At 44.9% G+C, this 25745-nt stretch carries 26 protein-coding genes; 11 read left to right on the top strand and 15 right to left on the bottom strand.

The genetic code is table 11. The annotated features are described in order from the left end of the window. Window positions 1–124 precede the first annotated feature (124 nt). Window positions 125–766: a peroxiredoxin gene (locus RJ60_RS10045; RefSeq protein WP_103134643.1), complete on the bottom strand. Its 642-nt coding sequence runs from the start codon at window positions 764–766 to the stop codon at window positions 125–127. Window positions 767–910: 144 nt separating this feature from the next. After that, window positions 911–1234 carry a hypothetical protein gene (locus RJ60_RS10040; protein ID WP_099829799.1) on the bottom strand — a complete coding sequence of 108 codons (324 nt, stop codon included), beginning with the start codon at window positions 1232–1234 and terminating at the stop codon, window positions 911–913. 256 nt (window positions 1235–1490) lie between these two features. On the opposite strand from RJ60_RS10040, the gene RJ60_RS10035 reads away from it, so the two are divergent. The 5 genes from RJ60_RS10035 (at window position 1491) to RJ60_RS10020 (ending at window position 4813) form a co-directional block, all read left to right on the top strand. Next, a complete protein-coding gene (locus tag RJ60_RS10035; protein WP_099829798.1) occupies window positions 1491–2312 on the top strand; it encodes an aldo/keto reductase in 822 nt (273 codons plus the stop codon). Window positions 2313–2322: 10 nt separating this feature from the next. After that, a complete protein-coding gene (locus RJ60_RS10030; protein WP_103134642.1) occupies window positions 2323–2970 on the top strand; it encodes a B12-binding domain-containing protein in 648 nt (215 codons plus the stop codon). Between the two features lies 1 nt (window position 2971). Next, window positions 2972–3232, top strand: a complete 261-nt coding sequence (locus tag RJ60_RS16230) for a hypothetical protein (RefSeq protein WP_258006272.1) — start codon at window positions 2972–2974, stop codon at window positions 3230–3232. Window positions 3233–3426: 194 nt separating this feature from the next. Beyond that, entirely contained in the window at window positions 3427–4134 is a 708-nt protein-coding gene (locus RJ60_RS16225; protein ID WP_258006271.1) for an ABC transporter permease, read from the top strand. After that, complete coding sequence (locus tag RJ60_RS10020) at window positions 4127–4813, top strand: ABC transporter ATP-binding protein (protein WP_103134641.1); 687 nt, start codon at window positions 4127–4129, stop codon at window positions 4811–4813. Before RJ60_RS16225 ends, RJ60_RS10020 begins: the two co-directional genes overlap by 8 nt. Window positions 4814–4860: 47 nt before the next feature. Here the strand turns inward: RJ60_RS10020 and RJ60_RS10015 are convergent, their stop codons facing one another. Continuing rightward, window positions 4861–5445 carry a DUF2179 domain-containing protein gene (locus RJ60_RS10015; protein WP_103134640.1) on the bottom strand — a complete coding sequence of 195 codons (585 nt, stop codon included), beginning with the start codon at window positions 5443–5445 and terminating at the stop codon, window positions 4861–4863. Window positions 5446–5629: 184 nt separating this feature from the next. Further along, window positions 5630–6529 carry a DUF1848 domain-containing protein gene (locus RJ60_RS10010; protein ID WP_103134639.1) on the bottom strand — a complete coding sequence of 300 codons (900 nt, stop codon included), beginning with the start codon at window positions 6527–6529 and terminating at the stop codon, window positions 5630–5632. Between the two features lie 282 nt (window positions 6530–6811). On the opposite strand from RJ60_RS10010, the gene RJ60_RS10005 reads away from it, so the two are divergent. Continuing rightward, window positions 6812–7027, top strand: a complete 216-nt coding sequence (locus RJ60_RS10005; RefSeq protein WP_103134638.1) for a class I SAM-dependent methyltransferase — start codon at window positions 6812–6814, stop codon at window positions 7025–7027. Window positions 7028–7461: 434 nt separating this feature from the next. Here the strand turns inward: RJ60_RS10005 and leuS are convergent, their stop codons facing one another. The 3 genes from leuS to RJ60_RS09990 all read right to left on the bottom strand — a co-directional run bounded on the left by leuS (window position 7462) and on the right by RJ60_RS09990 (window position 11291). Continuing rightward, window positions 7462–9837, bottom strand: a complete 2376-nt coding sequence (leuS, locus tag RJ60_RS10000) for a leucine--tRNA ligase (protein WP_103134637.1) — start codon at window positions 9835–9837, stop codon at window positions 7462–7464. A 268-nt stretch (window positions 9838–10105) separates the two neighbouring features. After that, entirely contained in the window at window positions 10106–10537 is a 432-nt protein-coding gene (locus RJ60_RS09995) for a hypothetical protein (protein WP_103134636.1), read from the bottom strand. Between the two features lie 352 nt (window positions 10538–10889). Further along, the gene (locus tag RJ60_RS09990) at window positions 10890–11291 is read right to left on the bottom strand and encodes a hypothetical protein (RefSeq protein ID WP_103134635.1); all 402 of its coding nucleotides are present in this window, start codon (window positions 11289–11291) and stop codon (window positions 10890–10892) included. Window positions 11292–11784: 493 nt separating this feature from the next. On the opposite strand from RJ60_RS09990, the gene RJ60_RS09980 reads away from it, so the two are divergent. The 5 genes from RJ60_RS09980 to RJ60_RS09960 all read left to right on the top strand — a co-directional run bounded on the left by RJ60_RS09980 (window position 11785) and on the right by RJ60_RS09960 (window position 16572). After that, window positions 11785–13125 carry a hypothetical protein gene (locus RJ60_RS09980; RefSeq protein ID WP_103134633.1) on the top strand — a complete coding sequence of 447 codons (1341 nt, stop codon included), beginning with the start codon at window positions 11785–11787 and terminating at the stop codon, window positions 13123–13125. A 13-nt stretch (window positions 13126–13138) separates the two neighbouring features. Continuing rightward, the gene (locus tag RJ60_RS09975; RefSeq protein ID WP_103134632.1) at window positions 13139–14605 is read left to right on the top strand and encodes a C1 family peptidase; all 1467 of its coding nucleotides are present in this window, start codon (window positions 13139–13141) and stop codon (window positions 14603–14605) included. Between the two features lie 105 nt (window positions 14606–14710). Then, window positions 14711–15214: an inorganic diphosphatase gene (locus RJ60_RS09970; RefSeq protein WP_103134631.1), complete on the top strand. Its 504-nt coding sequence runs from the start codon at window positions 14711–14713 to the stop codon at window positions 15212–15214. A gap of 69 nt (window positions 15215–15283) precedes the next feature. After that, window positions 15284–15937 (top strand): HAD-IA family hydrolase, encoded by a 654-nt coding sequence (locus RJ60_RS09965; protein WP_099829784.1) that lies wholly within the window; start codon window positions 15284–15286, stop codon window positions 15935–15937. Continuing rightward, window positions 15937–16572, top strand: coding sequence for an HAD-IA family hydrolase (locus RJ60_RS09960; RefSeq protein WP_103134630.1), 636 nt, complete (start codon window positions 15937–15939; stop codon window positions 16570–16572). Before RJ60_RS09965 ends, RJ60_RS09960 begins: the two co-directional genes overlap by 1 nt. A gap of 68 nt (window positions 16573–16640) precedes the next feature. Here the strand turns inward: RJ60_RS09960 and RJ60_RS09955 are convergent, their stop codons facing one another. The 8 genes from RJ60_RS09955 to RJ60_RS09925 all read right to left on the bottom strand — a co-directional run bounded on the left by RJ60_RS09955 (window position 16641) and on the right by RJ60_RS09925 (window position 25677). Next, entirely contained in the window at window positions 16641–17789 is a 1149-nt protein-coding gene (locus RJ60_RS09955; protein ID WP_103134629.1) for a succinylglutamate desuccinylase/aspartoacylase family protein, read from the bottom strand. A gap of 10 nt (window positions 17790–17799) precedes the next feature. Further along, entirely contained in the window at window positions 17800–17952 is a 153-nt protein-coding gene (locus RJ60_RS15575) for a hypothetical protein (protein WP_165775360.1), read from the bottom strand. Window positions 17953–17967: 15 nt separating this feature from the next. Beyond that, window positions 17968–19272, bottom strand: coding sequence for a C4-dicarboxylate ABC transporter (locus RJ60_RS09950; RefSeq protein WP_103134628.1), 1305 nt, complete (start codon window positions 19270–19272; stop codon window positions 17968–17970). Window positions 19273–19333: 61 nt separating this feature from the next. Next, window positions 19334–19969: a DUF6305 family protein gene (locus RJ60_RS09945; RefSeq protein WP_103134627.1), complete on the bottom strand. Its 636-nt coding sequence runs from the start codon at window positions 19967–19969 to the stop codon at window positions 19334–19336. A gap of 113 nt (window positions 19970–20082) precedes the next feature. Then, window positions 20083–21744 (bottom strand): dipeptidase, encoded by a 1662-nt coding sequence (locus tag RJ60_RS09940; protein WP_099829779.1) that lies wholly within the window; start codon window positions 21742–21744, stop codon window positions 20083–20085. A gap of 64 nt (window positions 21745–21808) precedes the next feature. Next, window positions 21809–23083, bottom strand: coding sequence for a hypothetical protein (locus tag RJ60_RS09935; protein ID WP_219725875.1), 1275 nt, complete (start codon window positions 23081–23083; stop codon window positions 21809–21811). A gap of 11 nt (window positions 23084–23094) precedes the next feature. Further along, window positions 23095–23718 carry a DUF6305 family protein gene (locus RJ60_RS15570; protein ID WP_258006270.1) on the bottom strand — a complete coding sequence of 208 codons (624 nt, stop codon included), beginning with the start codon at window positions 23716–23718 and terminating at the stop codon, window positions 23095–23097. 363 nt (window positions 23719–24081) lie between these two features. Then, window positions 24082–25677 carry a C69 family dipeptidase gene (locus tag RJ60_RS09925; RefSeq protein ID WP_103134625.1) on the bottom strand — a complete coding sequence of 532 codons (1596 nt, stop codon included), beginning with the start codon at window positions 25675–25677 and terminating at the stop codon, window positions 24082–24084. Between the last annotated feature and the right edge of the window lie 68 nt (window positions 25678–25745).

Here is a 25745-nt window from a genome sequence, read left to right as displayed (position 1 = left end):
TCTTATGCAATCTACAGAGGAAACCGATTATAGAAGTTCACTGAAGATATCCTAAGCATAATAAAGCTATAAAAATGGGATCGGCCAATGCCGATCCCATTAGTACTAACTGCTTACAGTCTATCTATAAGCTTTTGTGGCAGAACCACCAGTCGTAACAACCTTCCTTGCCCTTTCTCTCTTCAGCAGTCTTGACATCTGATGCGGGAGGAATGATTACGTGATCCCCAATAATCTCGTTGTTTGGCCAATCTGCCGGAATAGCCACTCCATTCTTATCGGCAACCTGGAAGCCCTTTACCATTCTGAGAATCTCGTCCATATTCCTTCCCAGCTCTTGCGGATAATAGAGGATAGCTCTGATCTTTCCCTTCGGATCAACAATGAAGACCGCCCTGACAGTATTCGTTCCCTTTGCAGGATGAATAAGCCCGAGAGTCATTCCTACTTCGCCCATTTCGTCCGCGATAATAGGGAACTCGATTTTCACACCTAGCTTCTCTTCTATCCACTCCACCCACTTTATATGAGAGAAGACTTGGTCAACGCTAAGACCTACGAGTTCACAGTTTAACTCTCTGAACTTATCATATCTTCTCTGAAAGCCCACGAATTCGGTCGTGCAAACCGGTGTAAAGTCCCCCGGATGACTGAATAGAACAAACCATTTTCCCTTGTGCGCTTCCGGTAGGTTCATTACCCCATGTGTTGTCTTGACTTTCATCTCAGGGAAATCTTCTCCGATCAATGGAATCCTTTTCTCCATAAAGCACCTCCATATTTATAATAATTATTATTAGCTACAATATAATTATACTTTTCGTTACTTTGTTTGTCAACCATACAATTATGCCGAACAGAGGTTTCGATTCTAAAGAAAAAGAGGGCTCTTGGCCCTCTTTTTATGACTTCAACAGAGTAGGTAAGGTGTCTCTTCTTCATCGGGGTAGATGTATGAACTGACTACTCTGTAATCTGGAAAACTTGTTTCCAGGGCTCTTGAGATCAGTGAAAGGTACTCGTTGATCCTTGGCACCACTTCTTCAAAGGAACAGGAACCTTTCAGAGCCATGATCTGAACTTCAATTGTATCTTCAGTCTCGGCTCTCATGTTGAGCGTGTCACCTTGGGCTCCCAGAAGCAACTTTTTTGAGAGCGTCTCAAGTATCATCTTCAAAGCCTCTGTGGATCTACTTTCAGAAACAGCGTACCTCAAATCGCAAACAATGTACATGGCGCTCCCTCCTTCGTCTGGTTTCTTAGATTCTGTTCATAACTAACACAGGAAGGTACCAGATGTAGACCCTGATTTCTGGAAAAGCCGTTTGTGAAAGACCGTTCATAGCTACTATTGCAAAGTGATCAGCCCGTTCCATTTATTATACATCAAAGGCAGTCTACCTATATTAACCAGGAGGAGTTCTAGATTTATCGCAGACTATTATCTATCGAAATATTAATGTAGAATTTAGGGAATGGGGGTGATCTAAATGATATATAGAACTCTGAAGGATAACAAAGGAGAAATCCCCGCCATTGGTCTAGGCACATGGGAGATCGGAGGAAGAGACGTTCCTGATGAAACGAGGGACAGAGAACACATTGACACATTGTCCAGAGCCATTGAAATGGGTTACAAGCACATAGATACTGCCGAATACTATGGTGGTGGCCATACCGAAGAAATAATTGGAGAGGCAGTCTCGATTTTCAGTAGAGAAGAATTGTTTATCACATCTAAGGTCTGGCCCACTCATTTGCGGAGTGTTGACTTACACAAAGCCCTTGAAAGAACACTGAAGAGGCTGAGAACAGACTATATTGATCTGTATCTTATTCACTGGCCGAATCCTGAAGTTCCGCTAGAAGAGACTCTTTCGGCGATGAATGAAGAAGTGAAGAACGGACGGATAAGGCACATCGGAGTTTCTAATTTCGACACGCAGCTCCTTAAGAAGGCCGTATCTATTTCAAAGGAACCTATTGTGAACAATCAGGTTCTCTTCAATCTAGAGGACCGGCAAGCAATGAATGAGCTTCTACCATACTGCCAAGATCATGGCATTACCCTAACCGCATACTCGCCGCTAAAGAGAAACGCACTAAAAGCCTCAACCGAGAAACTTCTGACTGGATTCTCTGAAAAATACTCGGCCTCTGTTCAGCAAGTAATGCTTGCATGGTTGCTGGGGAAAGATGGTGTGGTGGTCATACCAAAGGCATCCAAGCTTGAACACCTGAGAGAAAATCTAGAAGCAGGCATGATTGTTCTCGACAGAGAGGATATGAAAATGCTTGATTCACTAGAATAAGGAGGACATCTTGAACGACATCAAGAGCAACTTTATAAGCGCTCTCGACTCACAAGATAAAGAGAGGGCAGTGATGGTGTGCATAGAATCGCTTGAGTCTGGCAATGTTGAAGTAATCGATTTGTATCTGGATATTCTTGCACCCGCTTTGAGGAGTTGGGATTGCGACTACGTGAGCAACAGATTGTGTATATGGAACGAACATATAAGGAGCTCTATTGTCAGAACGGTAATGGAATGCTGCTTCCCTTATATTGTGAAGAAAAGAAGAGACAATGGATCAGAAAAGAATGATCAGACAGCGGCAGTACTCTGCCCGCCCGAAGAGTATCATGAGATCGGAGCTAGAATGATTTCGGATATCTTCACTATCGCTGGGTACAATTCCATATTCGTCGGAGCAAATACCCCGCTAGACACCTTCCTTGAGGCTGCGAAAAAGCTGAGTCCAATGTACGTTGCGATTAGTGTTTCAAACTACTACAACCTAATAAACACACGAAGGATGATTTCGCGAATTAAAGAAGCCGGTGGGAAATCGAGAGTTGTCGTAGGTGGAAATGCATTCGAAAAAAATCCCGACTACTGGAAGGAAGTCGGTGCAGATATCTTCCTGAAAGATCCGAGAGAGATTCTAGCTCTGGGGAGAGTGATGTAAGATGAGATTAGCTTTTTCAATTGCGATGCGCTTTCTATCTTCCAGCAAGACCCAAACTCTTCTCATAGTAATGGGAATTGCAATAGGTGTTTCCGTTCAGGTGTTCATAAGCTCGCTTATCCAGGGACTCCAAAAAGACTTGGTGGACACAACAATCGGAAGCTCTTCGCAGATAACAGTCTCCTCATCGGAAAACAACAGAGTAGAAGACTGGCAAGGCATAATTTCGGAAATCGCTTCTCTTGATTTGCAACAGAACTGACGGCTCTTTCTGCAAGCGCGGATGTTCCTGTCTTCATAAGCAGCGGCGACAGAACCTTATCTGTTCTGCTCCGAGGTCTGCAGTTCCCCGAATCACATGTTATTTACAAAACGGATAATCGCCTCATTGATGGCAGCCTTCCTGAAAGAGACGGAGAAATCATTATCGGCAGGGGTCTTAAGAATGAGCTCGATGTGAACCTTGGAGAAGAAATCACAATCTTCACTCCAGATAGAGCAGTTGAGATTCTGAAGGTAGTCGGTGTTTTCGATCTGGGTGTTGCAAGCCTTAACAAGAACTGGCTGATCTCAACGATTGGCACCGCTCAGTCAGTTGGGAAACTTGGTGATACAGTCACATCGATAGAGATGCAGGTGAGCGAGGTCTTCAGAGCTGATGAAAACGCCTCTGTCATTTCTGAACGTCTTTCGGGGTCTGCTTTACTTGTCACTGACTGGAAATCTCAGAACGAAGATCTCCTCTCCGGACTGAACGGGCAGAGCGTCTCAAGCATAATGATTCAGGTGTTCGTAATCATAGCCGTTTCCCTTGGAATAGCAAGTGTGCTCGCAATAACTGTAGTCCAGAAATCAAGGCAGATTGGAATCCTGAAAGCTATGGGCCTTAAGGATTCCACGACGAGTTTCGTCTTTCTCTTTCAGGGACTCGCTCTCGGCATTGTGGGAGCAGTAGTTGGAATTGCATTCGGAATCCTGCTTATAATAATGTTCTCCACTTTTGCCGTAGGGACTGACGGAGAACCGATCATCAGAATCTCTCTGAGTTATGGGTTTGTAATGTTGTCCGCGCTCATTGCCATTGGCGCTTCAACTATTGCCGCAATGGTCCCAGCCAGGAGATCCTCCAAACTCAGCCCTGTTGAGGTGATACGAAATGGCTAACATAATCGAGCTTAAGGATATAAAGAAGGTTTACGGAACGGTTGTGAAGACAGAAGTTCTTCACGGTGTGGATCTTGAAATCGAAGACTCATCGTTTCTTTCGATAGTCGGACAGTCTGGAAGCGGAAAATCTACACTCATGAACATTATGGGCACTTTAGATCAACCCACGAGCGGTGAAATTAAAATCGCAGGGAAACAGACAAACAAAATGAACAAGAATGAACTCGCAAGTGTTAGAAATGAGACTATTGGATTCATATTCCAGTTTCATTATCTGCTTCCCGAGTTCACTGCTTTCGAAAACGTAATTCTTCCTTACAGAATTAAAGGTCTTAAACCCTCGAAGGAAATTATGGAAAGGGCGAAGGAACTAATGGATGTCGTTGAAATCAGCGAGGTTAGGAATAATCTGGCTCCAAACATGTCGGGAGGTCAACAGCAAAGAACCGCAATAGCAAGGGCCCTTATCAACAATCCGAAGATTATACTTGCAGATGAACCTACGGGCAATCTCGACTCCGATACTTCGGCGAAGGTCTTCAGCCTCATGCGTGATCTCAACAAGAGATACGGAACAACATTCGTAATAATTACTCACGATAGAAGAATCGCAGAAGAGACAGACAGAATAGTTGAAATCAGAGACGGCAACATTTTCAATGACATAAAGAGATGAGGGAGACATCCCCCCTCATCTCTCTAAATGATAACGCTTCTGGAAAGCTATTTGGACTTTCTTAAGGGAGATTCCCTTCTGAGGCGCATCGTATCTTTGGGGAGGAAGACACCCTCTTTTACCTTTCGAATATCTTCAACTGACATGAACGCCTTTGGAACGCATTCCAGAGCGATTCTCTCGAAGTCTTCCACTTCTTTCCTGTTTATGATACTGTAAATAATGTAAGCCTTTCCTCGAGCGCCGTGAGCGTCTATCTTTGTAACTCCAAATCCAGCCTGGCACAGTTTTTCTATAAGTTCAGTTGGATCTCTCGAAATTATCAACCTAACCGATACGGTTCCAATTGCAAGCCTCTCATCAATGAGCATTCCTATGTAGCTACCGGCCGCGAAGCCACCTGCATAAGCAAGAATGTAAAGTACATTGTCAACACTCTGGATTACTTTGCTGGCAACGAGCAACCACAGAATAATCTCAAAAAAACCGATTACACTTGCCATTTCCTTCTTGCCTCTCGAAACCATTATGATTCTCGTGGTTCCAAGAGAAACGTCGATGATCCTTGCGAAGAAGATTATCAGAGGCATAAGAACCCATCTGAAGAGATCGCCACTCAAGAATTCTTCCATTAGAAACCCTCCTACCGCATTCTTACATAGAAACTCTTCTCTCAAGCCAATTATAAGATACTTCTTTCAGGATAGCATGATGAAGAGATTACCTTGTTTAATACGGGCAAAACAGATTTCTTCGAATGATCTGGCAAGTGAAGCAGACTTAGTATAGATCATTTCTACCAAATTTAGCATATCTCTACTTCTTTCTCTCAGTAATCTCATCGTGCTCCTGCAATTCGCTACAAAGAAGCGGGGCCTTTGGATTAAAGGAATGATAATTTTTACGAATCGCTTTCTCACTAAAGCTTGCATAGCAGTATAGGCAACGATTAAGACAGGTATTATATGCGCCAATGTCGACACTCTCGACACAGCGGCATGCAGCTCTCTGATATCTGTCTTTTGGGTGATCAATCCTTTTGCCTGTCAGCCTGTCAATTAGCGTCCCGTCAATACAGCTTCCGTGACTAATTCCATATTCCGAAAGATCAACGGTCTCTGAACATGTCTTCAGCTTCATTCCTTCAGAAGATGATACTTCTGAATAATGGCTAGCAATTTTCCTTACCTCAATTTCATTCGGTGCCCTTGCATCAAGTTTTCGAAGGTTTGATGAGATCTTCTGATAGTAATCGAGAAAACTAATCACACACTCTTCAGTGAACCCCTTAAGCAAATGCGCCATTTTTTCAAAGGCCCGTAGATGATGGTCGACACTATAGTCCGCATTTATCAGAATAGGATCGTATCTCCAAATCACTCTGTTTTCTCCAATCTTTCCGGAAAGCTTTTTGAAGGTCTCGATAATCTCTCTCTTGTTGCGAAGCCCAGGCTCTACACTTCCATGATAGGGCGTAATCGTGAATTGAAAATAATAACAGTAATCGGCAAAGTGATTCAGCTTGTCTAACATTTTTTGGGGATCCTTTGTCCAAAATACGAAGCAGTCTACTGCTTCTGGATTTAGGTTGACTTTGCTCACCTGATGGGGATTGAATGGATTCCTAACAAGAGCAAAGCCACTTTTCAAACGCTCTATCATCCACTCTGAATAAAAACCAGGGATATCTGTCCTTCTGCTCGCACTTACTATCATTCCTGTCACCTTCGATTAATGTTCGGTTTGATCTTCGTGAAGTGCAAAATCATCACAGCTCGATTCGCCATTTCGAAAAAACATAACGTTTGCTGACCACTTCAATATTATTACAGAAGATCATAGCGACTGAAGAAAGGGGGCATGTGTTGTTTTGATTCGTAGAGAAAAAGAAATAAATAATCAACTGGAAGAATTGCTTCCTTTTTTAACAGAAGAGCCGATTCATACGAATCACACACGAAGAACAATATCAAAGAATCTGCTGAATTCTACAGAGAAGTGGAAAGGTTAGTTTTAGTTGTTTTAGTTACTGCTGGAATCAGGATACTTGATCTCGGTTGCGGGATGGGACTCGAACTCGACGAGATATTCAGACTAAACACGACAGCCAGAGTAGCATGTGTCGACTTGTCCCAGAAGATGCTCGAAATTCTTAGAATCAAACATGAAGACAGACTGGACAACCTGAACTTGATTACCGGTTCCTACTTCTAAGTTGATTTGCCATCGGAAGGATTCGACGTTGCCATTTCGGTTCAGTCGATGCATCATTTCGGATACAAACAGAAGTTGTCGCTCTACAAAAAGATTCTCCACAGTCTAGCGGGTAATGGAACATATATCGAGGCAGATTACGTGGTCGATACGATATAGGAAATGGGACTACGCAAGAAATACGAGTCTCTGAGAAGCGAGCATGACGCACCTGATGGTTTCTACCACTTTGATCTGCCGCTTTCCATAGATAATCAACAAGCAGTTCTGGAAGAGGCTGTGTTCAGTACTGTAAGACACCATGCAAGATACGAAAATTCAAGCATTTTCGTTTCACGAAAACCCACATCAAAATGGAGATGAATCGATGGAAAACAAAGGAGAGCCACTGGCCCTCCTTCTAGATGTTGAGACTATACTATTTCTTACTACACTCAAATAATTATATTGATTATCTTGTCCTGTACGTAGATGATCTTTCTTATTGACTTTCCTTCAAGCATTTTTGAGAGCTTCTCATCAGCCATTACCACTTCCATTGCCTTTTCCTGGGATGCGTTCTGAGGAAGCACAACCTTTCCTCTCATCTTACCGGTAATCTGAACAGGCAATTCAGTCTTCGCCAGAGAAGCGTATTTCTCATAGCCAGAAGGGAAACCATCTTCAAGAATAGTCCTCTTCTTCCCGCCTTTCATGCTGTATATCTCTTCGCAAATGAAGGGGGCGAAAGGCGAGAGGAGTTTTGCCATATCTACTACGAGCTGTCTCTCGATAGCGCTCTCTTTCGAAGCCTCATTGACGAACTCCATGAGAGCGGCTATTGCCGTGTTCGGCTTGATATTCTTGATTGAATATTCGACCTTTTCCACAGTCTCTGCCATCTTTATCTTCAGATCTGTCGAACTCTTGCCTTCAGGCATTGTTGCGATGTCCCAAACTCGATTCAGAAACCTTCTCATAGCGTCCATTCCGCTGTCCCGGAAATCTCCGCCTTCGAGAAAGGTCCCCATAAACATCAGATAGGTTCTAAGGGCATCCACTCCATGGCTCTCAAAATACTCGTTTGGATTGACGATATTTCCCTTCGATTTCGACATCTTCTCCCCATCTTTTATGATAAGCCCGTGTCCTCTAAATGAAGTAAACGGCTCTTCAAAAGGAAGAAAACCCATATCGTGTAGCGCCATCGCAAGAAATCTCGAGTACATCAGATGGAGAGTTGCGTGTTCATTTCCGCCTATATACATATCGACCGGGCACCATTTTTCAACCAGCCCATCATCAAAAGGTGCACTGTCATTGTTCGGTGAAAGATATCGCAGATAATACCATGCCGAATCAAGGAAGTTGTCGGAGACATCGGTCTCTCTTCTGGCAGCCTCTCCACAAATCGGGCAAGTCGTGTTGACAAATTCGCTGTTCTTGGCCAGTGGAGACTTGCCGCTGCCGTCAGGTATGTAGTCATCGGTATTTGGCAACATCACTGGCAATTGATCTTCAGGGACGGGGATAGTTCCACACTTATCACAGTAGATCATTGGTATCGGAGGACCCCAGTAGCGCTGTCTGGAAATACACCAGTCATGAAGGTGATAGTTCACAGAGCCCTTTATGCTTTCGCTCACTTCGTCAATCTTGTCGATGAAATCAACACTGAGCGTACCCGAGTACTTTTCGCTGTTGATCATCTTTCCCTTCTCAGTATAGGGCAACTGTGAGGGATCGCATTCTATGACCTGTCTTATCTCTAGTCCATACTTCTTCGCAAAGACATAATCCCTCTCATCGTGCGCCGGGACGGCCATAACGGCACCCGTTCCATATTCTGCCAGCACGTAATCTCCTATCCAGATTGGAAGCTCCTCACCAGTAAGAGGGTGAATGGCGTAAGAACCGGTAAATATTCCGTTTTTTGGACGAGAAATAGAAGTTCTTGTGGCAAGATCCATGCTCTTCACTTCTTCTTTGAAATTATCAAAAGTCTCCACTGTTGAAGGCGTGACTAGCTTGTTCACCAGACCGTATTCAGGAGCTACAACTATGTAAGTTACTCCAAATATCGTATCTGGACGGGTTGTAAACACATCTATCTGCTCATTCATTCCAGATACTTTAAAAGAAATCGTGGCTCCAGAAGATTTCCCTATCCACGCGCGCTGAAGATTCTTAGTAGTATCCGTCCAGTCAAGCTTCTCGAGGTTAGACAGCAGTTTCTCTGCATACTTTGTGATTTTAAAGAACCACTGACTCATCTCACGTTTCTCGACTTCATTATTGCATCGTTCGCAACGACCGTCAATTACTTGCTCATCGGCCAGCACTGTCTTGCACGAAGGACACCAGTTAACATTTGACGCACGTTTCTCAGCAAGACCGTTCTTGAACAACTGAATGAAGATCCACTGGGTCCACTTGTAATACTCCGGAGAAGAAGTTATCGCTTCGCTGTTCCAGTCGAAAATATTACCAATCATTTTGAGCTGCTCTTCTCTGAAGTACTCTATGCTTTTCGGAGTGAGCTCAGCAGGATGTCTCCCAACTCTCAAGGCATAGTTCTCGCTGTGTATACCGAAAGCGTCGAAACCGATCGGTTCGAAGACGTCGTAGCCCTTGAGCTTCATGAACCTTCCATATACATCCGATCCGATGAAGGAAAACATGTTTCCTATGTGGAGACCGGCAGCGGAGGGATATGGAAACATCATGAGATTGTAGAAAGGCTTCTCCGCTTTCTTGAGATCTATGTTAAAAGGCTTCTCCTTCGCATAGTAATCCTGCCATTTCCTTTCAATCACCCTGAAATCGTACATGTGCTACCTCCCGAATGAGTGTAAAGCTTGAGAAAAGCAACTTAGATGGATTATAACATGCCAGTGTTACCGAATTTCTGACAACCGATCAGTTGAATTCATAACCTGGACAGCTCCCTGTTAAAGTTATGAATAACCAGATTTCCTTGTTGGACTCTCTCTTGCAGAAAACCATCTTTCGCGGCACATTCGAGAAAGATATAAAGATATATAGACAACCAGAAGCATAGCTAGAACCAGTAGGAGTCTCTTCATACAGATCTCCCCCTCACATTCCCGTTGCCGCAAGTTCGGGCAGCTGGATCTCTATCGGATTATTGTCCACTGTGATGCCATCAATAGTTCTGTTCTTCTCGTCTCTTATGAAATATCTCGGACCTGTAGGATCAGATTCATGTTGTAACCCGATTCCAAAATTCACTCTTTCTTCGCTCATTTCTTCAGAGAAACTGAATCTTAGAACCGCAACGATGTCACTCACTTGAGAGATACCAGGCGCTTCGTCGATAAAACCCCTGACGACTACTGCTTCTTTGCTCGAAGGGATGACACCATCAAAACTGGTTCTGTTTTCGAGAAACTGTCGGAAGTAAGCCTCTTCAAATACCCGACCCTCGTCACGGACTATGGAAAACTGAAGGTACATGAGTTCTCCGTTCAGGCTGTTATCGGGTGCGAAGTATTCCTTTTTGCTCCCCACAAATGTGCGACGTTGGGTGCTACGATGGCCACTTCTATTGAACCTGTACTCTCTTCGTCGGAAGGCAGAATCTTTCCCGCTTCCAGATTGATCAGGGGTTTGTCTTCGCCGGCGTACCTTTCGTCGAGCCTGAAAACAACAAAAGGTCTGTACTGATCGCAGTAGCGCGTGCTCCCAGTCTGTCATAAGCCCTTATGTACATCCTGTATATCTTACCGACCTCGAAAATGCCCAGAACTATGTTCCCCTCCTTCAGGGTTGCTGTCAGCCCTTCGTCGCTTATGAGGATGGAAGTGCTACTGGGTTTCCAGTCAAGCCAATCGGTTATATATTCGAAATCTTCCGTGTTTGTTTAGACAAACCTAAACTCGACCCTGGATACTTCCTCGCAGAACTCCCATTCCAGAAAGACATACCTTCCAAAGGGAGTGAAATCTTCCGAGAAGGCACCGTGGATGTACCTGTCAGGCAAACTGATCGAATCAATAACCTTGACTTCAACAATGTGCCACCCTTCTTCCAGATCTGTGAGTACGATCTCTGTTTCAGAAATCTCGATGAATTCACCTCCGTCAACAGAGTATAGGTATAGATTGTTGATACCATGTGTTGGTTTCCAGGAAACTGTCACGTCTTTCGCAGAATACTCTACTTCAGTATTCATTAGATCAAATGATGTATAATCTTGTTTAAAATATGAGCTTAGTACAATGATAAAAAAGAAAATCAGTAGCAACGAAGAAAGACGTCTCATTCTCAACCCCACAATTTGAATTGTATTTATTTGCATTGTCCGCCCAAGAGAACCATCCGGCAACAGGAGCTCTCTTTATATGTGATTTGAGAGTGAAAGAGGCCTCCCATTTGTTCATAGTGCCTGCAGATTAGGGGAAATTTAGACTCTTTCCGCTACGTCATTCGCCAGTACTGCAAACTTTCCGAAGACTCAACTGGCTGCAAATTATCTAAAAATCTACTCATTGCAACTCTTGAAGATCTGCTGAGATTCGAGAATCGGGAGAACGAAGAGATGGGTTTTGACATTCCAGACGAAGCAATAATTTCGATTTCAAATGATACCTTCCAGACAGTTTTGTACGTTCGTGTCAATCTTTGAGAAGTCTTCTCAGGCGTGCCCTTCCCACTTATTACAAACAGCCTGTGCCGGAGCTCTTCGATTTCATAATCACTGCCCGTCAATGTATAATTGTACATGAACACGAAATCTCGAAAAAGGGGGTAAGAGAATGAAGAAAGCATTGTTCGTATCTCTGTTGCTTGTATTCCTGTTCTTTGTCTCTGGCTGCTTCAAGATCAACAATCCGCCAGTGGTATCGTTGACAGGCTCCGTTTCGGAAGGACAGGAAATTGCTCCGATGACGCTTGTCACTTTCGAGTGGGAAGTAACTGACTTCGATGACACGGAAGTCACTTCTGAGTTCAAGCTCTACAAGAATGGGGCTGAAGTTCTGTCTGTAGTAGACACCGGCGAAGCGGTGTACGCTCTAGACGAAGAGGGAAAGTACGTCGCAGAGGTTGTAGCGACCGATTCGATGGGGGCTCAAACAAAGAAGACTATCTCTTTCAAAGCGACTAATATGAAGAGAGAACTCTTTCAATCTGGAGCTGGGCTGATGTATTTCGATTACAGCGATTTGTTCGAGTACATCGAAGATGAAGAGTTTGGTATCAGGTTCTACAAGACTGCTTCAGAGGAAATTGTCCCTGCCGAAGAGGTGACTGTAAGGAAGCGATTGAACCTGCTGGACACCAATGAAGATGGCGTGTATGACACTTGGGAAGAGATACCTAACAACAGATCTGATCTACACAGGTACGTGTACCTACCGGGTTACTTGGAAGTTTATAGTACACTTTGGGTACCGTACGGTTTTGAGTATGGCACGGACTCAATTAGAGTATATTATGCCGGAGTAGAAGGTCCGTATAGTGGTTTCGTTCTATTCTATCCTCTTGCGGAAGTCGGTTTTGAACTAAACACAGTTTATGCAAGATGGGTTGAGGCTCATGTCTTTGGAAACACACTTAACGATTATGGAGAAGCCTACAAAGCGTTTGCTCTAAGAGAGAGGTATGATTCAGACGAAAAACCGATTATCAGCCTTTCCACTCCCGACGGTGATATAGGACCTGGCGACTCGTTTACTATCGTCGTTATGACTGAAAATGTTTCGAGTTTCGCCGATCTGTATGACGTCAGATATATTCAACTCTCTCTGTGGAACAGCGAAGGTTTGGTTCTTGAAAGCGTCGAATTCGGAAACTTCATGTCAGGTCTAAAGGATGTTGGAACATTCAAGAGTAGTGATGAGGCTGTCACCCTTTACAAAGCCTTCCTGAATGGAGCAGATGAAGCTGGAGCTGCCGATGATGTCTTCGCAACTCTCACTTTCTCAGTTCCTGAGGATTATGAAGGCGAGATCATTGCCGTTGGACTGGCGTACGAAGGTTACTGGGATACATATGGCATCTATCCCGATTTGCCAAATCCCGCTTTCAGAGATGTAGACAATGGTTCTGTTGACGGTTTCATTGTTGACCACGAACCAATTGTCTTCTTGGAGTAAGGGGGGGATTACTATGAAGAAAACCTTTATAGTTCTACTTACGGTAGTTTTGATATCGTCCTTTGCACTGGCAAGTATTGCAACTCAAGTAAGGTCAGCTGAGGAAAAAGTAAATTCTTCAATAGAAAAGCTGAATTTGAGCTGGGAAGCAGGTCTGGAAGAAAGCTTTGTCGCAAAGCTTGAAACCGCAAATATCGCAGATGTCGATGCGATATTTGAGCGGCTTAATGGATACATTGATCTTCCAAAGGATGTTAGCGATCGGTTGGTTGAGTACCTTAGAATGGCATATATAGAAGAAGTAGAGGACTTTTCCATTCAGGGGATGACCACAACAGACGATCTCATGATGTCAACTTTCGTCCTTTTGGAACCGAGAGAAGTGGCTGAAAGCTATTTCGTGAGGCTTGAACCCGTTAGAGACCAGTTCATTCATGGCAGCTGCTGGTCTTTCGCTACTGTTGGTTCTTTTGAAAGTGCGCTTGCAGTGCAGATATATGGGATGAACGGAAACGTGGATAACACCCTGGATTATTCGGAACGATGGGGAACCTATCATAACATCGACTGGGACATCTACAGCTTTTCACCTGACAACTATGTTCAGGACAGGAACAGCCTTGAGGGTGGAAACAGCTACTTTGCAATGTACAATCTCATAAGGTATGGAATGATGGAAGAACAATACGCTCCATATTCTGAAGTCTATTTGGACCCCAGAGAGGAGATTCCTCTGCCCCCATCGGCATACAATGCTCCGCTGCTGAAGTCCTCGAGAAGTGTGATGATACCTCCTGCAACAGCGGCAGCTCGCTTAGGATATAGCTACGAGGATTATCTGAATATGATAAAGACAGCTCTTGCGGATTACGGATCTCTTGCTGTCTCTTTCTCAGTTCCATACAGTTTCAACTTCTATTCCAAGGGAATCTATTCTCCTGTAGAAGGAGACTACAGCACAGGCGGACACGCAGTCACTCTAGTTGGATGGGCGGATGCCACCGAGCTCGATGACATAATCCTAGCTGGCAGGACGAATCCTGATGCAACTCCTATACTGGACGAAGAAATCGAAAGCTACACGTATTTGGATCCGACACAGACCGGTTCTCCAGAGTTCACAGCAACCACCTTCTGGATAATCAAGAACTCCTGGGCCTATGATTGGGGAGATGGAGGCTACTATGTAATCCCCGCCATTAGCGAGGAACAATATGAGAGCGGACAGATAGGTTTCTGGGAAATCGAAGGAAGAGAGATGTATCTGCCGATTTTCGACGATCTTGCACATCACGAAGAAGACAGTCTTGATATAAACGGTGATGGCATTATCGACGAGAAGGATTTCGAAGCTTTGGTCGAAAAGATAGGTTCGACAGAAGCAGAGGATATCGCAACCTGTGACATTTCCTTCCCCAAGGACGGGAAGATCAACGGCGAAGACGCTGCTGCCTGGGTATTCTTGTTTAACAACAGGTAAGAATGTTTTGAAATAGGTTTAGAAGAACCCCCTTAGGGGGTTCTTCTTTTGTGATAATCATTAGTCTGTAGTCTTTCTGGCATAATTGATAAGGAGGTGAGAGCTTTGCAGGAAGAAACCGTGCTTGACATAATGATAGAGATTCCTAAGGGAAGTAGGAATAAGTATGAGTATGATAAGAAACTCAAGAGGATAAGGTTCGACAGGACTCTGTTTTCTGCTGTTCATTACCCGATGGACTATGGTTTCATATTAAACACGCTCGCTGAAGACGAAGATCCGCTTGATGCAATGGTTCTGCTATGGGAGCCGACTTTTCCCGGGTGTCTGATTGAGGCAAAGCCAATCGGCGCATTCAAGATGTGGGATGAGAAGGGCCCTGACGAGAAAGTCCTTTGTGTTCCGATACATGATCCGGTCTGGAACTATATAGAAAGCCTGGATGATGTTCCTCCTCATCTCCTTAAAGAGATCGAGCACTTCTTCTCCATCTACAAGGACCTTGAAAAAAAGAAGACAGGCATAGAAGGCTGGGTAGGAAGAGAAGAGACTATGAGAATAATTGCTGAGTCGAAGCTGAGATTTCTTGAAGAAGGTGAAGATTCTTAAAAAAGCCGACAGGACGAAATTCCGAAAAGCGTATATCATTGACTTAGCAACAGGAAAGGAGAATCCATTATGTATGAATACGTTATCTGGGATTTCGGTGGCACTCTCTTCGATACTTACCCTGCGGCAGCGGAGGTATTCTCAAGGGTCCTTGAGAAGTACGAGGTGAGAGCTTCCGTCAAAGAAATTCTTGAAAAGCTTAAGGAATCAACATCGAAAGCTGCACAACACTTCATGGATAAGTACAGACTGCACAGTGGATTTCTGGAGGATTTCTACAGTATAGAGAACCATCTTGAACCGGAGAGACAACCACCTTTTGAAGGGGCAAAGGATACCTGTATCCAGATTAATAAGAACGGTGGAAGTAATTTCCTTTTCAGTCACAGGAGTAATTACTCCATGACCAAACTTCTGAATTACTACAAGATGCTGGATCTTTTCTCCGAAATTGTATCCGCAGACGGTGGTTTTGCCAGAAAGCCCGATCCACAGGCAATTATGTATATTATCGACAAGTATGGGCTTGAGAGAGAAAGAGTTATTACAATCGGTGATCGAGAGATCGATATTGAGGCCGGGAAACGCGCCGGAATAGCTACCTGCCTCTTCAATCCAGATTCGTCATCAGCAACCACAAAAGCTGATTTTGTCGTTACCTCCTTGAAACAGGTTCCTTCTGTTTTGCAGGTGTGCAACAGATACAGTGGTTGTGAAAGCTGATGATCGAGAATCTTATATGGGATTTCGACGGTTCGCTTTTCAATACATACCCCGCTATGGTCAGACTGTTTAAACAGGCTCTGCTTAGAAAGGGATATGTCGCTTCCGAAGACGAAATTCTCTCCCTCATGAAAGACACCCTCGGAAAGGCCGTTGATTTCTATTTGGATAGAGGAGTTGACTATGACTTCTACAAAGACTTCAAGAAATCTGAAGAAGAACTCGACCCGGCTGAGCAACCTCCTTTTGAAGGCGCTCGCGAGGTGTGCTCAATAGTTGTAAGGAATGGCGGTAAGAATCTGATCATAACTCATAGATCACGAAAGACTGCTTTCAAGCTGCTAAGTTACTACGAAATGACCTCGCTTTTCAGCGACATAATCACCAGAGAAAGCGGATTTAAGAGGAAACCAGACCCCGATGCTTTCGTCAGCGCGATAAGAAATTATAGACTGAACCCCAGATCAACTCTCTCCATTGGTGATAGAGACCTTGACGTCATTGCTGCAAGGGATGCGGGAACAAAGACATGTTTCTTCTCTCAGAATGGATCCAGACCAACCATTCGAGTCGACTTCACAATAGACAATCTGTTACAGCTTGAAAAGATTATTTCTGATGACGGCCATTCCTAATATGTATAGCAAATGAAAAAAGTGCATACGCAAAACCCGTATGCACTTTTCCTATGCAGAAAGATATTCTATTGGTAGTATACCTTTCTTGAATCTGCTTCAGCAGGGTCCTTGAAGTAGTATCCAAGTCCATTTTCGACTATTTCGGCGTATCTTGCGGCGGAAACCGAGAATCCTCTGTCGGGGTTCTTCTTCGTCCACTGAGACAGAATCTCCTGAATAACTGAAGAATGCTGGCCGACTCTTCTGTCCATAGAGAATCCGTTCTCGTCGTACGGGACGAAAAGCAATCCCTTTTCACCAGCCTTCAACACAAATGGGTCTATACCATCGATAATCAGTTCTGGAGTTTTGGCAGCCGTAATCTGATCAAGATGGACTCCGGGTGACTCCAGTAAGAACGGGTATGCATCGGACCAATCGCCAATTTCCCTGTGTGAGAGGCCTCTGTAACCGGTTGGAGAAGATTCCACGTGATTATCAAACTTCTCTCTTCCCTTCACATAGAAGGAAGCTCCTATTGCATAGGGCATCGACTTCTCAGGGGCAACTATGCAGTTTGTCACAGGGTACATCGCCTCTGCTTCATGCAAATCAATAACGATATCTATACCCTCATTACGGATCATCTCCATTGCTGCAAAGGAGACTTTTTCAGCAAGGAATCCGTCAGGCCTGCCTGGCCAGGATCGATTTGTGTTTCTTGCGTCTATGTACGACAAAAGCTGACCATCAGGATAGTGTACATAGACGTCCGGGTCTGGCCACTGGTCAAGTGCCTGGAACCCTCTGTCGCCCATTCTGAACTTCTGTTCTCCCCATGGAGTTTCCAGATAGTAGTAGAGAGGAAATCCTCCACCTGGCTGTGTTCCAAGAGAACCGCTAACATTGAAATGGGGAATAACGTAGACTGTTCCCTTTTCCACTTCGAGATTCCCGATGAAAAAATATGCGAGTAAAGCCGCAGAAGGTTCATTGGCATGGGTCCCCGCTATTATGAGAGTCTTCCCGCCTTCCTCTGCGCCCTTCAGTTCAAAAACATCGGTATCTGCAATCGTTCCTTCTATTCCGTCAAAGTACTTGCTGAGTTTAAAAACGTTAGTCACACTTGGTCCGGCCACAACCTCTTCCTTGAAGTATCTCTGAACATAAAGCGGTATTCCTCCCGCCAAAACAACAAGTGCAAGGACTCCTATGATTATCAGTTTTCTCATCATAAAACCACTCCTACTTCATTCTCAGCAGTCTGAGAATGAGGGGTAGAAGAGCCAAAGTATAGAGTATCTCGCTCTTTAGATCCTTGGTCTTAATGAAGTTCCATATTAGCATGCCTGCCACATAGGCTGTCATCACATAATACAGAAACATTATCAAAGTCATGACGACACCTCCTCCTCAACCTACCATCATCAGGAAGTTGAATTTGTTGGCGAAGATAATCAGTATCATAGCAACTGCGGTTATGGCTATCCAGGGCACTACGCACTCTTTCAAGAACGAGCCGTAAGAACCTTTATAGCCAACCGTGCTTACTGTCAACCTCCCTATCAGCGCAGTTGGGGGTAGTCCATCTCCAAGAGGCCAAAGAAGGCTTAATCCTGCCAAAACAATTACGGGGTTAATCCCGTTTGAATTCAACATCCAGATAAGCGGTATTCCTATTACCATCGCACCACCATACGTAAGGAGACCTTCCGATATCGGTATTATGAAGGGAAGGAGTATCCAGACTATAGCCAGAGGAGCCGTAACAATCCACATTGAGATCAAACCCTTTACACCGTTGAAACTCATGACCTGGATCAGCATTCCCACAACTGCGGTGGTTGCTATCAGGGGTGTTAATTGGGCAACGGTCTCTTTGCTGACCTTTAGAATATTCACTCTCTTGAAGTTCATTAGCCAAGCAACTAACGCACAGATTGCAAAGACTAGAGGCAATCCGAGAACCGGGAATCCGAACGGCCAGATTCTGGGGGCCCCAAGCAAGAATATGAGTACAATGAAAGGAACAGCGACATTCCAACCTGAAAGTCCTTTAGGATCTGGAATCTCATTGAGAGCCTTCTCCTTGTCAATGTTCTTTGCACCACGTCCAAAGAACAGGACAGAAAACAGCCCCAGAATCAAGATCGGTACAAGGAGAGGCATTGTGAACCCCACATAAGGTATTGCTGTTCCCGCACAAGTCATCATTGCCCAGATGTTGACTGGCGGTGCGGCGGCACTCAATCCGGCAACTATGAAGATTAGCGCCGAAATCCTGACCTTTGAAAGTCCCATCGCGTTAAGGGCTGCCGCTACCGTACCCCCCACAACTAGAACGGAGATACTCCCTGCTCCGGTAAGCGCTCCCGGAACTAGAATTACAACCATCAATAGTATCAGCATCAGGACTCTTTTGTTATGGAAAGCTCCAATTATCTTCCTGACGATATAATTCGTTCCACCCGACTCTTTGATAATGTTCATGAAGATCGTTGCAAATACGAAGATTAGTCCAATGTCGAGGTATGTAACGGACCCTTCCGCAATGTGCCTGAAAGTATCAAATCCCGCTCCTCCGGCAATTGCCCCGCCGATTACCGCAACGAACATACACAGTTCCGTCGAGAATTTCAAGAACTTCCCAACTGCGTAAGCCCCAATCATAACCAGACCGGCTATGATAGTTTGCATATATATTGCATCAGCTGACAACGTGATTACCCCCTTATAATGAACGCGGCACAATCATCACGATCGCGCCGCATCCAATCAACTACAACCCGAAAACCTCTGCAAATGTATCGAGAAGATCGAAAGCTGAATCAATCTCCACTATTGGAACATCTCTTTCTGAAGCCGCATTTGTAAATCTTCCGTCCTTGTTTGAGTCCTTTGTCACGATGAAGATGTCTGCAAAGGGAGCTACTGTGTCGATCATTACCTCGATCGGACTTCCAGGAAGACCCCTCTGTACCGAGCCGCCAATTGCCACAGCAATTATTGCGATCTCATTCGCCTTTGCGTAATCGATGAGTGCCTTGAGCCTTGAAACTTCAGAATCAACAGACAGTCCCGATGCTCCCATCCCTTTAAGACTCGCACCAAGAGCCAGGATCATCGACTGAAACTTCGTACCTTTCGGATCGGGAGAAAGCGTGGTCACGTGCTTTCCAATAGCCGATGCAGCACCACCCAAGCCCACTCCGGCAGCTAGCTCATCTTTGGACAGAATGTCACAATAATCGTACTTCAAACCTATTTCGTCGGCAACATAAGTCACCGTCTCAACTTCCGTACTCTGACCGGCTGAAGTGATTACAACAGGAAGTGCCAGTGAGACTTCTGTAGCCGAGAAGGCAAGTGCACCGACAACAGAAACAATAATCATAACGAGAATTGCTTTCTTCATGAAACTACCTCCTTCTTTCTGCTCTATTCGACTCATATATTTGAAGCAAATATCGTATGCAAAGTTCGAAATTATCGAAGAAAGCCTACCCCGAAAGGGGCAGGCCAGGACTATCATTTAGGTTTGTAAGCGTCGTCGCCGAAAATGTGCCCTTCGTCGTATCCTACTGCATCAAGCCACCAGTCGGGGTATCCAGCTGAAGAACCAACGTTCGGGATGTTGATGTATCCGTCTCTGTACTTGGTTATTAGATATTCGTTGAAATCCCAAACCTCCGCCATTACTCTGTCAGTAACGTCGGCAACGTAATCAGTAAGGAATTCCTTACATAGTTCTGGATCTGTTTCGTAAAGCTGTGCAGCTGCCGCTTCAATCGCTGGCTGTACTGCAAAGAGCTTTCCTTCTATCTTCTTCTGAAGTTCCTGAATCTCCGGATACATGTAACTCCACTTCAGTTCTGCCCAGTTGCCCATGAAGTTGAATGCCCAAGATGCGACATTATAGTCGAATTCCTGAAGGCTACCACTGTCATAAGCATAAGGAACGTCCGTTATTCCACAGTACATCGGCACAAGAATCGTTTCGTGAGGTGCAGCTGCTCCCCACCATACTACTCCACCGACAGGATCAGGAAGCCAGTCTCTCGACTGAGTGACGAAAACGTACTCACATCTGAAGATAGAAAGGGCTCTTTCCCAGCTTCCCTTTATTAGCTTACTGGAACCGGCATAGCGATTAGGATTGCCGAATGGACCTGCTGCAAGCCCTTCAGTAAGATCGAATTCTGTTCCTTCGTAGTGATCTCTGAAGAGATCAATAACATCTGCAACCGACAGTTTCTTGTCAGGTACGATAGAGAACGGATAGTCTTTTGTAAAACTGTCTTCTACCCAGGGAGAAAGTCCAAGAGATGGAGAGACTCTGTCGAGAACTCTCCATGTTCTTCTCAGACTGTAGTAAGGCATAGAGTACTCGCCTGTACTAACAGTTGCCATCCAGTCGATAGGACCTGTGCTGGGATCGTACCAGCCGGCTTCCGTTGCAACATCGATAAGATTCGGCGAGAACATATTGTCAGGGCTTTCAGGATCGAGTTCTCTTATCCTGAACATATTCGATTCTACGAAGACTTCTCCATCTGGAACCTTCTTCGCCGCCCAAAGTGCACTCTTCTTGTCTGGCGATGCACAGATTTCGAAGACCCAGGCTTCGTTTGGGTCTGTTACTGTCAGTGTTTCTCCCCAACCGTAGTAACCGTACTCAACGGCAAGCGCACCCATGAGTTCTATTGCTTCTCGGGCTGTGGTAGTTCTCTCCATTGCAACTCTCGAAAGAGCAGCAACATCGAAAATACAATCTGCACTTGGCTGCGCATAGACCTTCGCAGAACATGTACATTCACCGATTGCCAGCTGATGTTCATTGATTACGCCATAAACTGCATCAAAGTAGCCAAATGTGTGCTCGACCTGATCGATGTAACCCAGAGGCTCTGTTGCCGGAAGGTCTGGATCGTTGTAGGTCGGACCCATATCTGCACCGACATAACGTGGATATGGCTCGATGAAAGGATATACTGCTCTCTTTGCTCCCGCTTCATAATCTGCGGGTGGAACATAGACGTACCTGAAATCACAGAGGCCGCAGTCAGCTGAATGGCTCGTCATTACTGAACCGTCAACAGACGCACCCTTAGTAACGATGATCGTGGTACATGCAAGGCCAATACTGACTATTGCAGCAGCCACAATCAGGACCAATAGGATCTTACGCAAATGAAACCCCTCCCAACTAGATTTTATTGGGGATATACCCCAGTTTAAGGTCGCTAGACCTCATCTATTTCCCTAACGAAATCAACCAGATATCTTTTCCGCCGTTGTTGCTTTCTAAGTCTCCGTCAGATGATGTTGAATAACCACAGAAAATATGCTTTTCATCTGAACTGACTCCCGAAAGAATTAGATCGTCTGCCGATCCACCTACCGATAATGATTCGACAAGCTCACCGTTTTCCTTTATTACAATTATCCACCCATCGTTCATACCTAGAGGATCTTTGACGTCAACGTTCTGTGAAGTTGTGTGACCTGCAACAAGAAAGTGTCCGTTCCCGAATCGCTGAACCACACGCGCTATATCTGTAAAGGTCCCTCCATAATTCTTCGTCCAAATTTCATTCCCATCTCTGTCTACTGCTACAACATAAAAGTCTTTTCCTCCGAGTCCGCTGGAAAACATAGAGACTCCAGCATCCTGTTCACCAACAATGATTATTGTGTCCTCAAAAATCATCACATCGTAACCATCTTCGAGATACATACCACCGTAACTCTTATAGGAAGAAAGGACTCCTTCATTATCGATGACCGCAAGTGCAGCCTGTTCGTTAACGTAATTGCAGCTAATTCCTATGTCCTTGTATGCAGTATAACCTACAGCCAGTATCTCGCCTGCGTCAGTTATTAGAAGCTTTCGAGCAAGATCTTCGTTGTTGTTTTCTCCATCTATTGTCCACTGGTTTAGAAGTTCTCCTGTAGGAGCGATCTCAATTATCCAGAAATCTTCTCCCCATACATGTCCTCGAACATCTCCATCTACCGATCTCGTGTAGCCTGCAACGACCACATTTCCCGAGGGCCTCTCAACAACATCGTAAGCATGGTCCTGGCCACTTCCCCCGAATGTCTTCTCCCAGAGTAGTTCACCTTCCGAGGAAAGCTTGATTATCCAGAAATCTCCAAGCTTGTTACTCACGGAAACATCGCCGTCTGATGATTCTGTCATGCCAACAACGATGAAGCCGCCGTCTCTTGTCTCAGCTATCGCTTCTGCAACATCAGAATCACTACCACCGAAAGTTCTAGACCACAACACTTCAAAAGAGCCGTCCATTTTCACTACGAGAAAATCCTCTTCCCCTTTTGAAGTCCCGAGATCTCTGGTAATTGAAGTTGTGTGTCCTGCAATCAGAATACTTCCGTCTTTGAGCAAAACCAGATCGTTCGCAACGTCATCGCCTTCTCCTCCGTAAGCAATCGAATACTCAACACTAATCTCTGAAAATGTAAGTACGCTTAACATAATAACGGCTAACAAAAATACTCTCTTCATTAATCCTCCTGTTAGTCACAGCACCTGCCGCCGCCGAAATCCCTTTCAAAGATTGAAACGAGATCTACAACAACTGGCAGCTCCACCAATATAGGGGTATCACTTTTCAGATATGGCAAGTATTGATCAGTGGGGCTCTCGGCTACTATAAGGACATCTAGAAACGGAACGATTGTTCGGACGAACTCTTCCTTTACGGGATCGTTTCCAGTCCCTTCAACATCGATATCTATTGCTAGAACCTTTCCTCCAGATCCCTTAACTGAAGAGGCAAGCGTCTTAATTCTAACGATATCTTCTGCTGATCCCCGTTCAGCGCCTCCAACAATGACAACAAGAGTACGATATGGAGTTCCGGTAACGTAGAATGGATGGAAAAATTCGTCGGGTAGCTCTCTCCCAATCCTGTATCCAGCACCAGAAGCGAGATCTTCGACTGTCGCAAACCGCGAATAGTCACGAGCAATCTGAAGACTGTCACAAAAATAGGTTATATTCTGAAGTTCTATGCTCTCGCCCCAAACTGTCATTAACAGAGGATCTTCAATAACGGGCAAAGGTTCGACTGTCAGAGAGCAAAGAATTGAACCAGCGAAAAGAATCAGCATAACCGTAGCAATTTTCAACAGTGCCATCCCCAAAATAAATAATAATCAGTCCAAGAACGGAAAACTCATTAAGTTAGGTTGTAAAACTTTCTTATAATCATTATAGCAAAGCCTTATGCCATTTTGCCCGCTTGCTCCAATCGATACACAAGTTTTAAATAGGAGGAAAAAGCTCTAGTTTCTGACTCCATGAGTGAGATTCCCTTTCAAAAAGACTTCCTGGCTCATTAAACACTTGCATCAACTTATTGACATGTCCCACATGGAACCACAGTCGCGGCTTAAGAATCGAGAAATCGACTTCAAATGAGTCCTAGAGTAATACGATAAAAAGAACTCTTCAAGAAAAGAAGGGCGAAGATTACTCCGCCCTTCGATAGAACAATAGTACTATCTTCTGGTTGTATCTCCATAACCAACAGCTTCGAGCCACCAGGTTGGGTACCCTGCAGTAGAACCATTCACATAACCGTCGTTCAATGTGTAGATCAGTTCATCAGCGAGTTTCCACCATCTATCCACAACTCTATTAGCAAGACCGTTGCTGTAGTTCGTGATGAAATCAATCGCTGCTTCTGGACTGCTCTTGTAAAGTTCGAGCGCAACCTTTTCGATCAGTGGCTGATTCGTGAGGAACTCAGTTTCAAACTTCGTGTATTCCTCTTTGATAATCTCTATTGCGACATTGTATCTCAGATCGGCTAGGTTAGAGACGTGGTTGAATGCCCACCATGCAGAACTTCTGTCGAAGAAATTCCTTGCTCCCTGACTGAATGACTCGGGAACACTGGTAGCGCCGGCGTAGAAGGGAATGTATACAGTTGAATGAGGCGCATCTTCGCCAAACCATACCAGTCCACCGATTTCAGCAGGCATCCAGTTTCTTGCCTGTCCAACGATTACATAAGAACACCTGAACATGGAGATTGCTCTTTCCCAACCGTCGTAGTTGACACCTTCTGGCCTTTGACTGGAAGAGGTCGCATATCTGTTAGGATTGCCAAAAGGACCCGCGGCAAGACCAACCGTGAGATCGAATTCTGTTCCTTCATAATGATCGCGCTTGATCATCATAAGATCGTGAACAGAAACCTTCTTGTCTGGTTTGACTGACAGAGGGTATCTTTCTGCCCAGGGATCGAGTTCCAGAGAGGGGGCAAGAAGATCGAGAACTCTCCATTCACGTCTCGTGTTGTAGAAGGCATTCTTCGGACCATACGCTGCATAGAAAACGAAGGGTTCCTGTCCGTCCCATAGTTCAAGATCCTTCGCAGTTGAGTACACATTTGGTGATGCCATGAAGTAGTCGGTGTTCTCAAGATCGATTTCTCCAATCCTCGATCTGTTGGCGTGAACGAGAACATGATCGTCCGGAATTCTCTGTGCAACCCATACCGCTCCGGGTTCTTCGCTCCCAGGAGACCAGAAGGGTCCAGGACCACAGATCTCAAAGAGCCATGCCTCTTCTCCGTCGATAATTGTTAGTCCTTCGCCGCCATCGCCATATCCGTACTTCTCGGCTAGTTCTCCCATTACCTGTATAGCTTCTCTCGCCGTAGTGGCTCTCTGAAGACCGAGAACCTGCAACTGCTCGATTGTCATCCATCCCTGAGAGTTTCTAAGCGCTCTCTCACCACTCCAGGTTGTTTCTCCCATTATTACCTGGTTTTCGTTCATGAATGGATATCCTATGTGGAAGTAGGTGTAGGTTACCGGTGCCTGAGGTATTTCTCCCACGTAAGATACAGTCCTTCCGGGAATACCCGCCTGACAGAGACCCTTGTAAATGCTTACGGTCTCGCCCTCTTCATGTACTCCACCGGGAATAATCTGAATTCTGGCATCGTAGCTGCCGTCACAGGTGTGTGTGGTCATCGTTGAACCGTCAACCGATGCATCCTTTCCTACCAGGATAGAGGTGCATGCCATTGCGGTTACGCCAAATCCAACAAAAAGCACTAACAAAACAATAAGTACACGTCGCAATTCTTTCACTCCCCTTTCACAAAATGGGGGTCGGTCATAGACCGACCCGGAAAATATACCAGAACTAA

The sequence above is a fragment of the Mesotoga sp. B105.6.4 genome (assembly GCF_002896535.1).
Lineage (GTDB): Bacteria > Thermotogota > Thermotogae > Petrotogales > Kosmotogaceae > Mesotoga.
The sequence above is the reverse complement of the archived record's forward strand: the minus strand, read 5'-3'. Positions and strand labels throughout refer to the sequence as shown.

Excerpts from the sequence above, each read along its gene's own strand:
- RJ60_RS10045 (WP_103134643.1), bottom strand. The coding sequence starts at position 766 with ATGGAGAAAAGGATTCCATTGATCGGAGAAGATTTCCCTGAGATGAAA.
- RJ60_RS10040 (WP_099829799.1), bottom strand. The coding sequence starts at position 1,234 with ATGTACATTGTTTGCGATTTGAGGTACGCTGTTTCTGAAAGTAGATCC.
- RJ60_RS10035 (WP_099829798.1), top strand. The coding sequence starts at position 1,491 with ATGATATATAGAACTCTGAAGGATAACAAAGGAGAAATCCCCGCCATT.
- RJ60_RS16230 (WP_258006272.1), top strand. The coding sequence starts at position 2,972 with ATGAGATTAGCTTTTTCAATTGCGATGCGCTTTCTATCTTCCAGCAAG.
- RJ60_RS10020 (WP_103134641.1), top strand. The coding sequence starts at position 4,127 with ATGGCTAACATAATCGAGCTTAAGGATATAAAGAAGGTTTACGGAACG.
- RJ60_RS10015 (WP_103134640.1), bottom strand. The coding sequence starts at position 5,445 with ATGGAAGAATTCTTGAGTGGCGATCTCTTCAGATGGGTTCTTATGCCT.
- RJ60_RS10010 (WP_103134639.1), bottom strand. The coding sequence starts at position 6,529 with ATGATAGTAAGTGCGAGCAGAAGGACAGATATCCCTGGTTTTTATTCA.
- leuS (WP_103134637.1), bottom strand. The coding sequence starts at position 9,837 with ATGTACGATTTCAGGGTGATTGAAAGGAAATGGCAGGATTACTATGCG.
- RJ60_RS09990 (WP_103134635.1), bottom strand. The coding sequence starts at position 11,291 with ATGAGACGTCTTTCTTCGTTGCTACTGATTTTCTTTTTTATCATTGTA.
- RJ60_RS09980 (WP_103134633.1), top strand. The coding sequence starts at position 11,785 with ATGAAGAAAGCATTGTTCGTATCTCTGTTGCTTGTATTCCTGTTCTTT.
- RJ60_RS09975 (WP_103134632.1), top strand. The coding sequence starts at position 13,139 with ATGAAGAAAACCTTTATAGTTCTACTTACGGTAGTTTTGATATCGTCC.
- RJ60_RS09965 (WP_099829784.1), top strand. The coding sequence starts at position 15,284 with ATGTATGAATACGTTATCTGGGATTTCGGTGGCACTCTCTTCGATACT.
- RJ60_RS09960 (WP_103134630.1), top strand. The coding sequence starts at position 15,937 with ATGATCGAGAATCTTATATGGGATTTCGACGGTTCGCTTTTCAATACA.
- RJ60_RS09955 (WP_103134629.1), bottom strand. The coding sequence starts at position 17,789 with ATGATGAGAAAACTGATAATCATAGGAGTCCTTGCACTTGTTGTTTTG.
- RJ60_RS15575 (WP_165775360.1), bottom strand. The coding sequence starts at position 17,952 with ATGACTTTGATAATGTTTCTGTATTATGTGATGACAGCCTATGTGGCA.
- RJ60_RS09945 (WP_103134627.1), bottom strand. The coding sequence starts at position 19,969 with ATGAAGAAAGCAATTCTCGTTATGATTATTGTTTCTGTTGTCGGTGCA.
- RJ60_RS09935 (WP_219725875.1), bottom strand. The coding sequence starts at position 23,083 with ATGAAGAGAGTATTTTTGTTAGCCGTTATTATGTTAAGCGTACTTACA.
- RJ60_RS15570 (WP_258006270.1), bottom strand. The coding sequence starts at position 23,718 with ATGGCACTGTTGAAAATTGCTACGGTTATGCTGATTCTTTTCGCTGGT.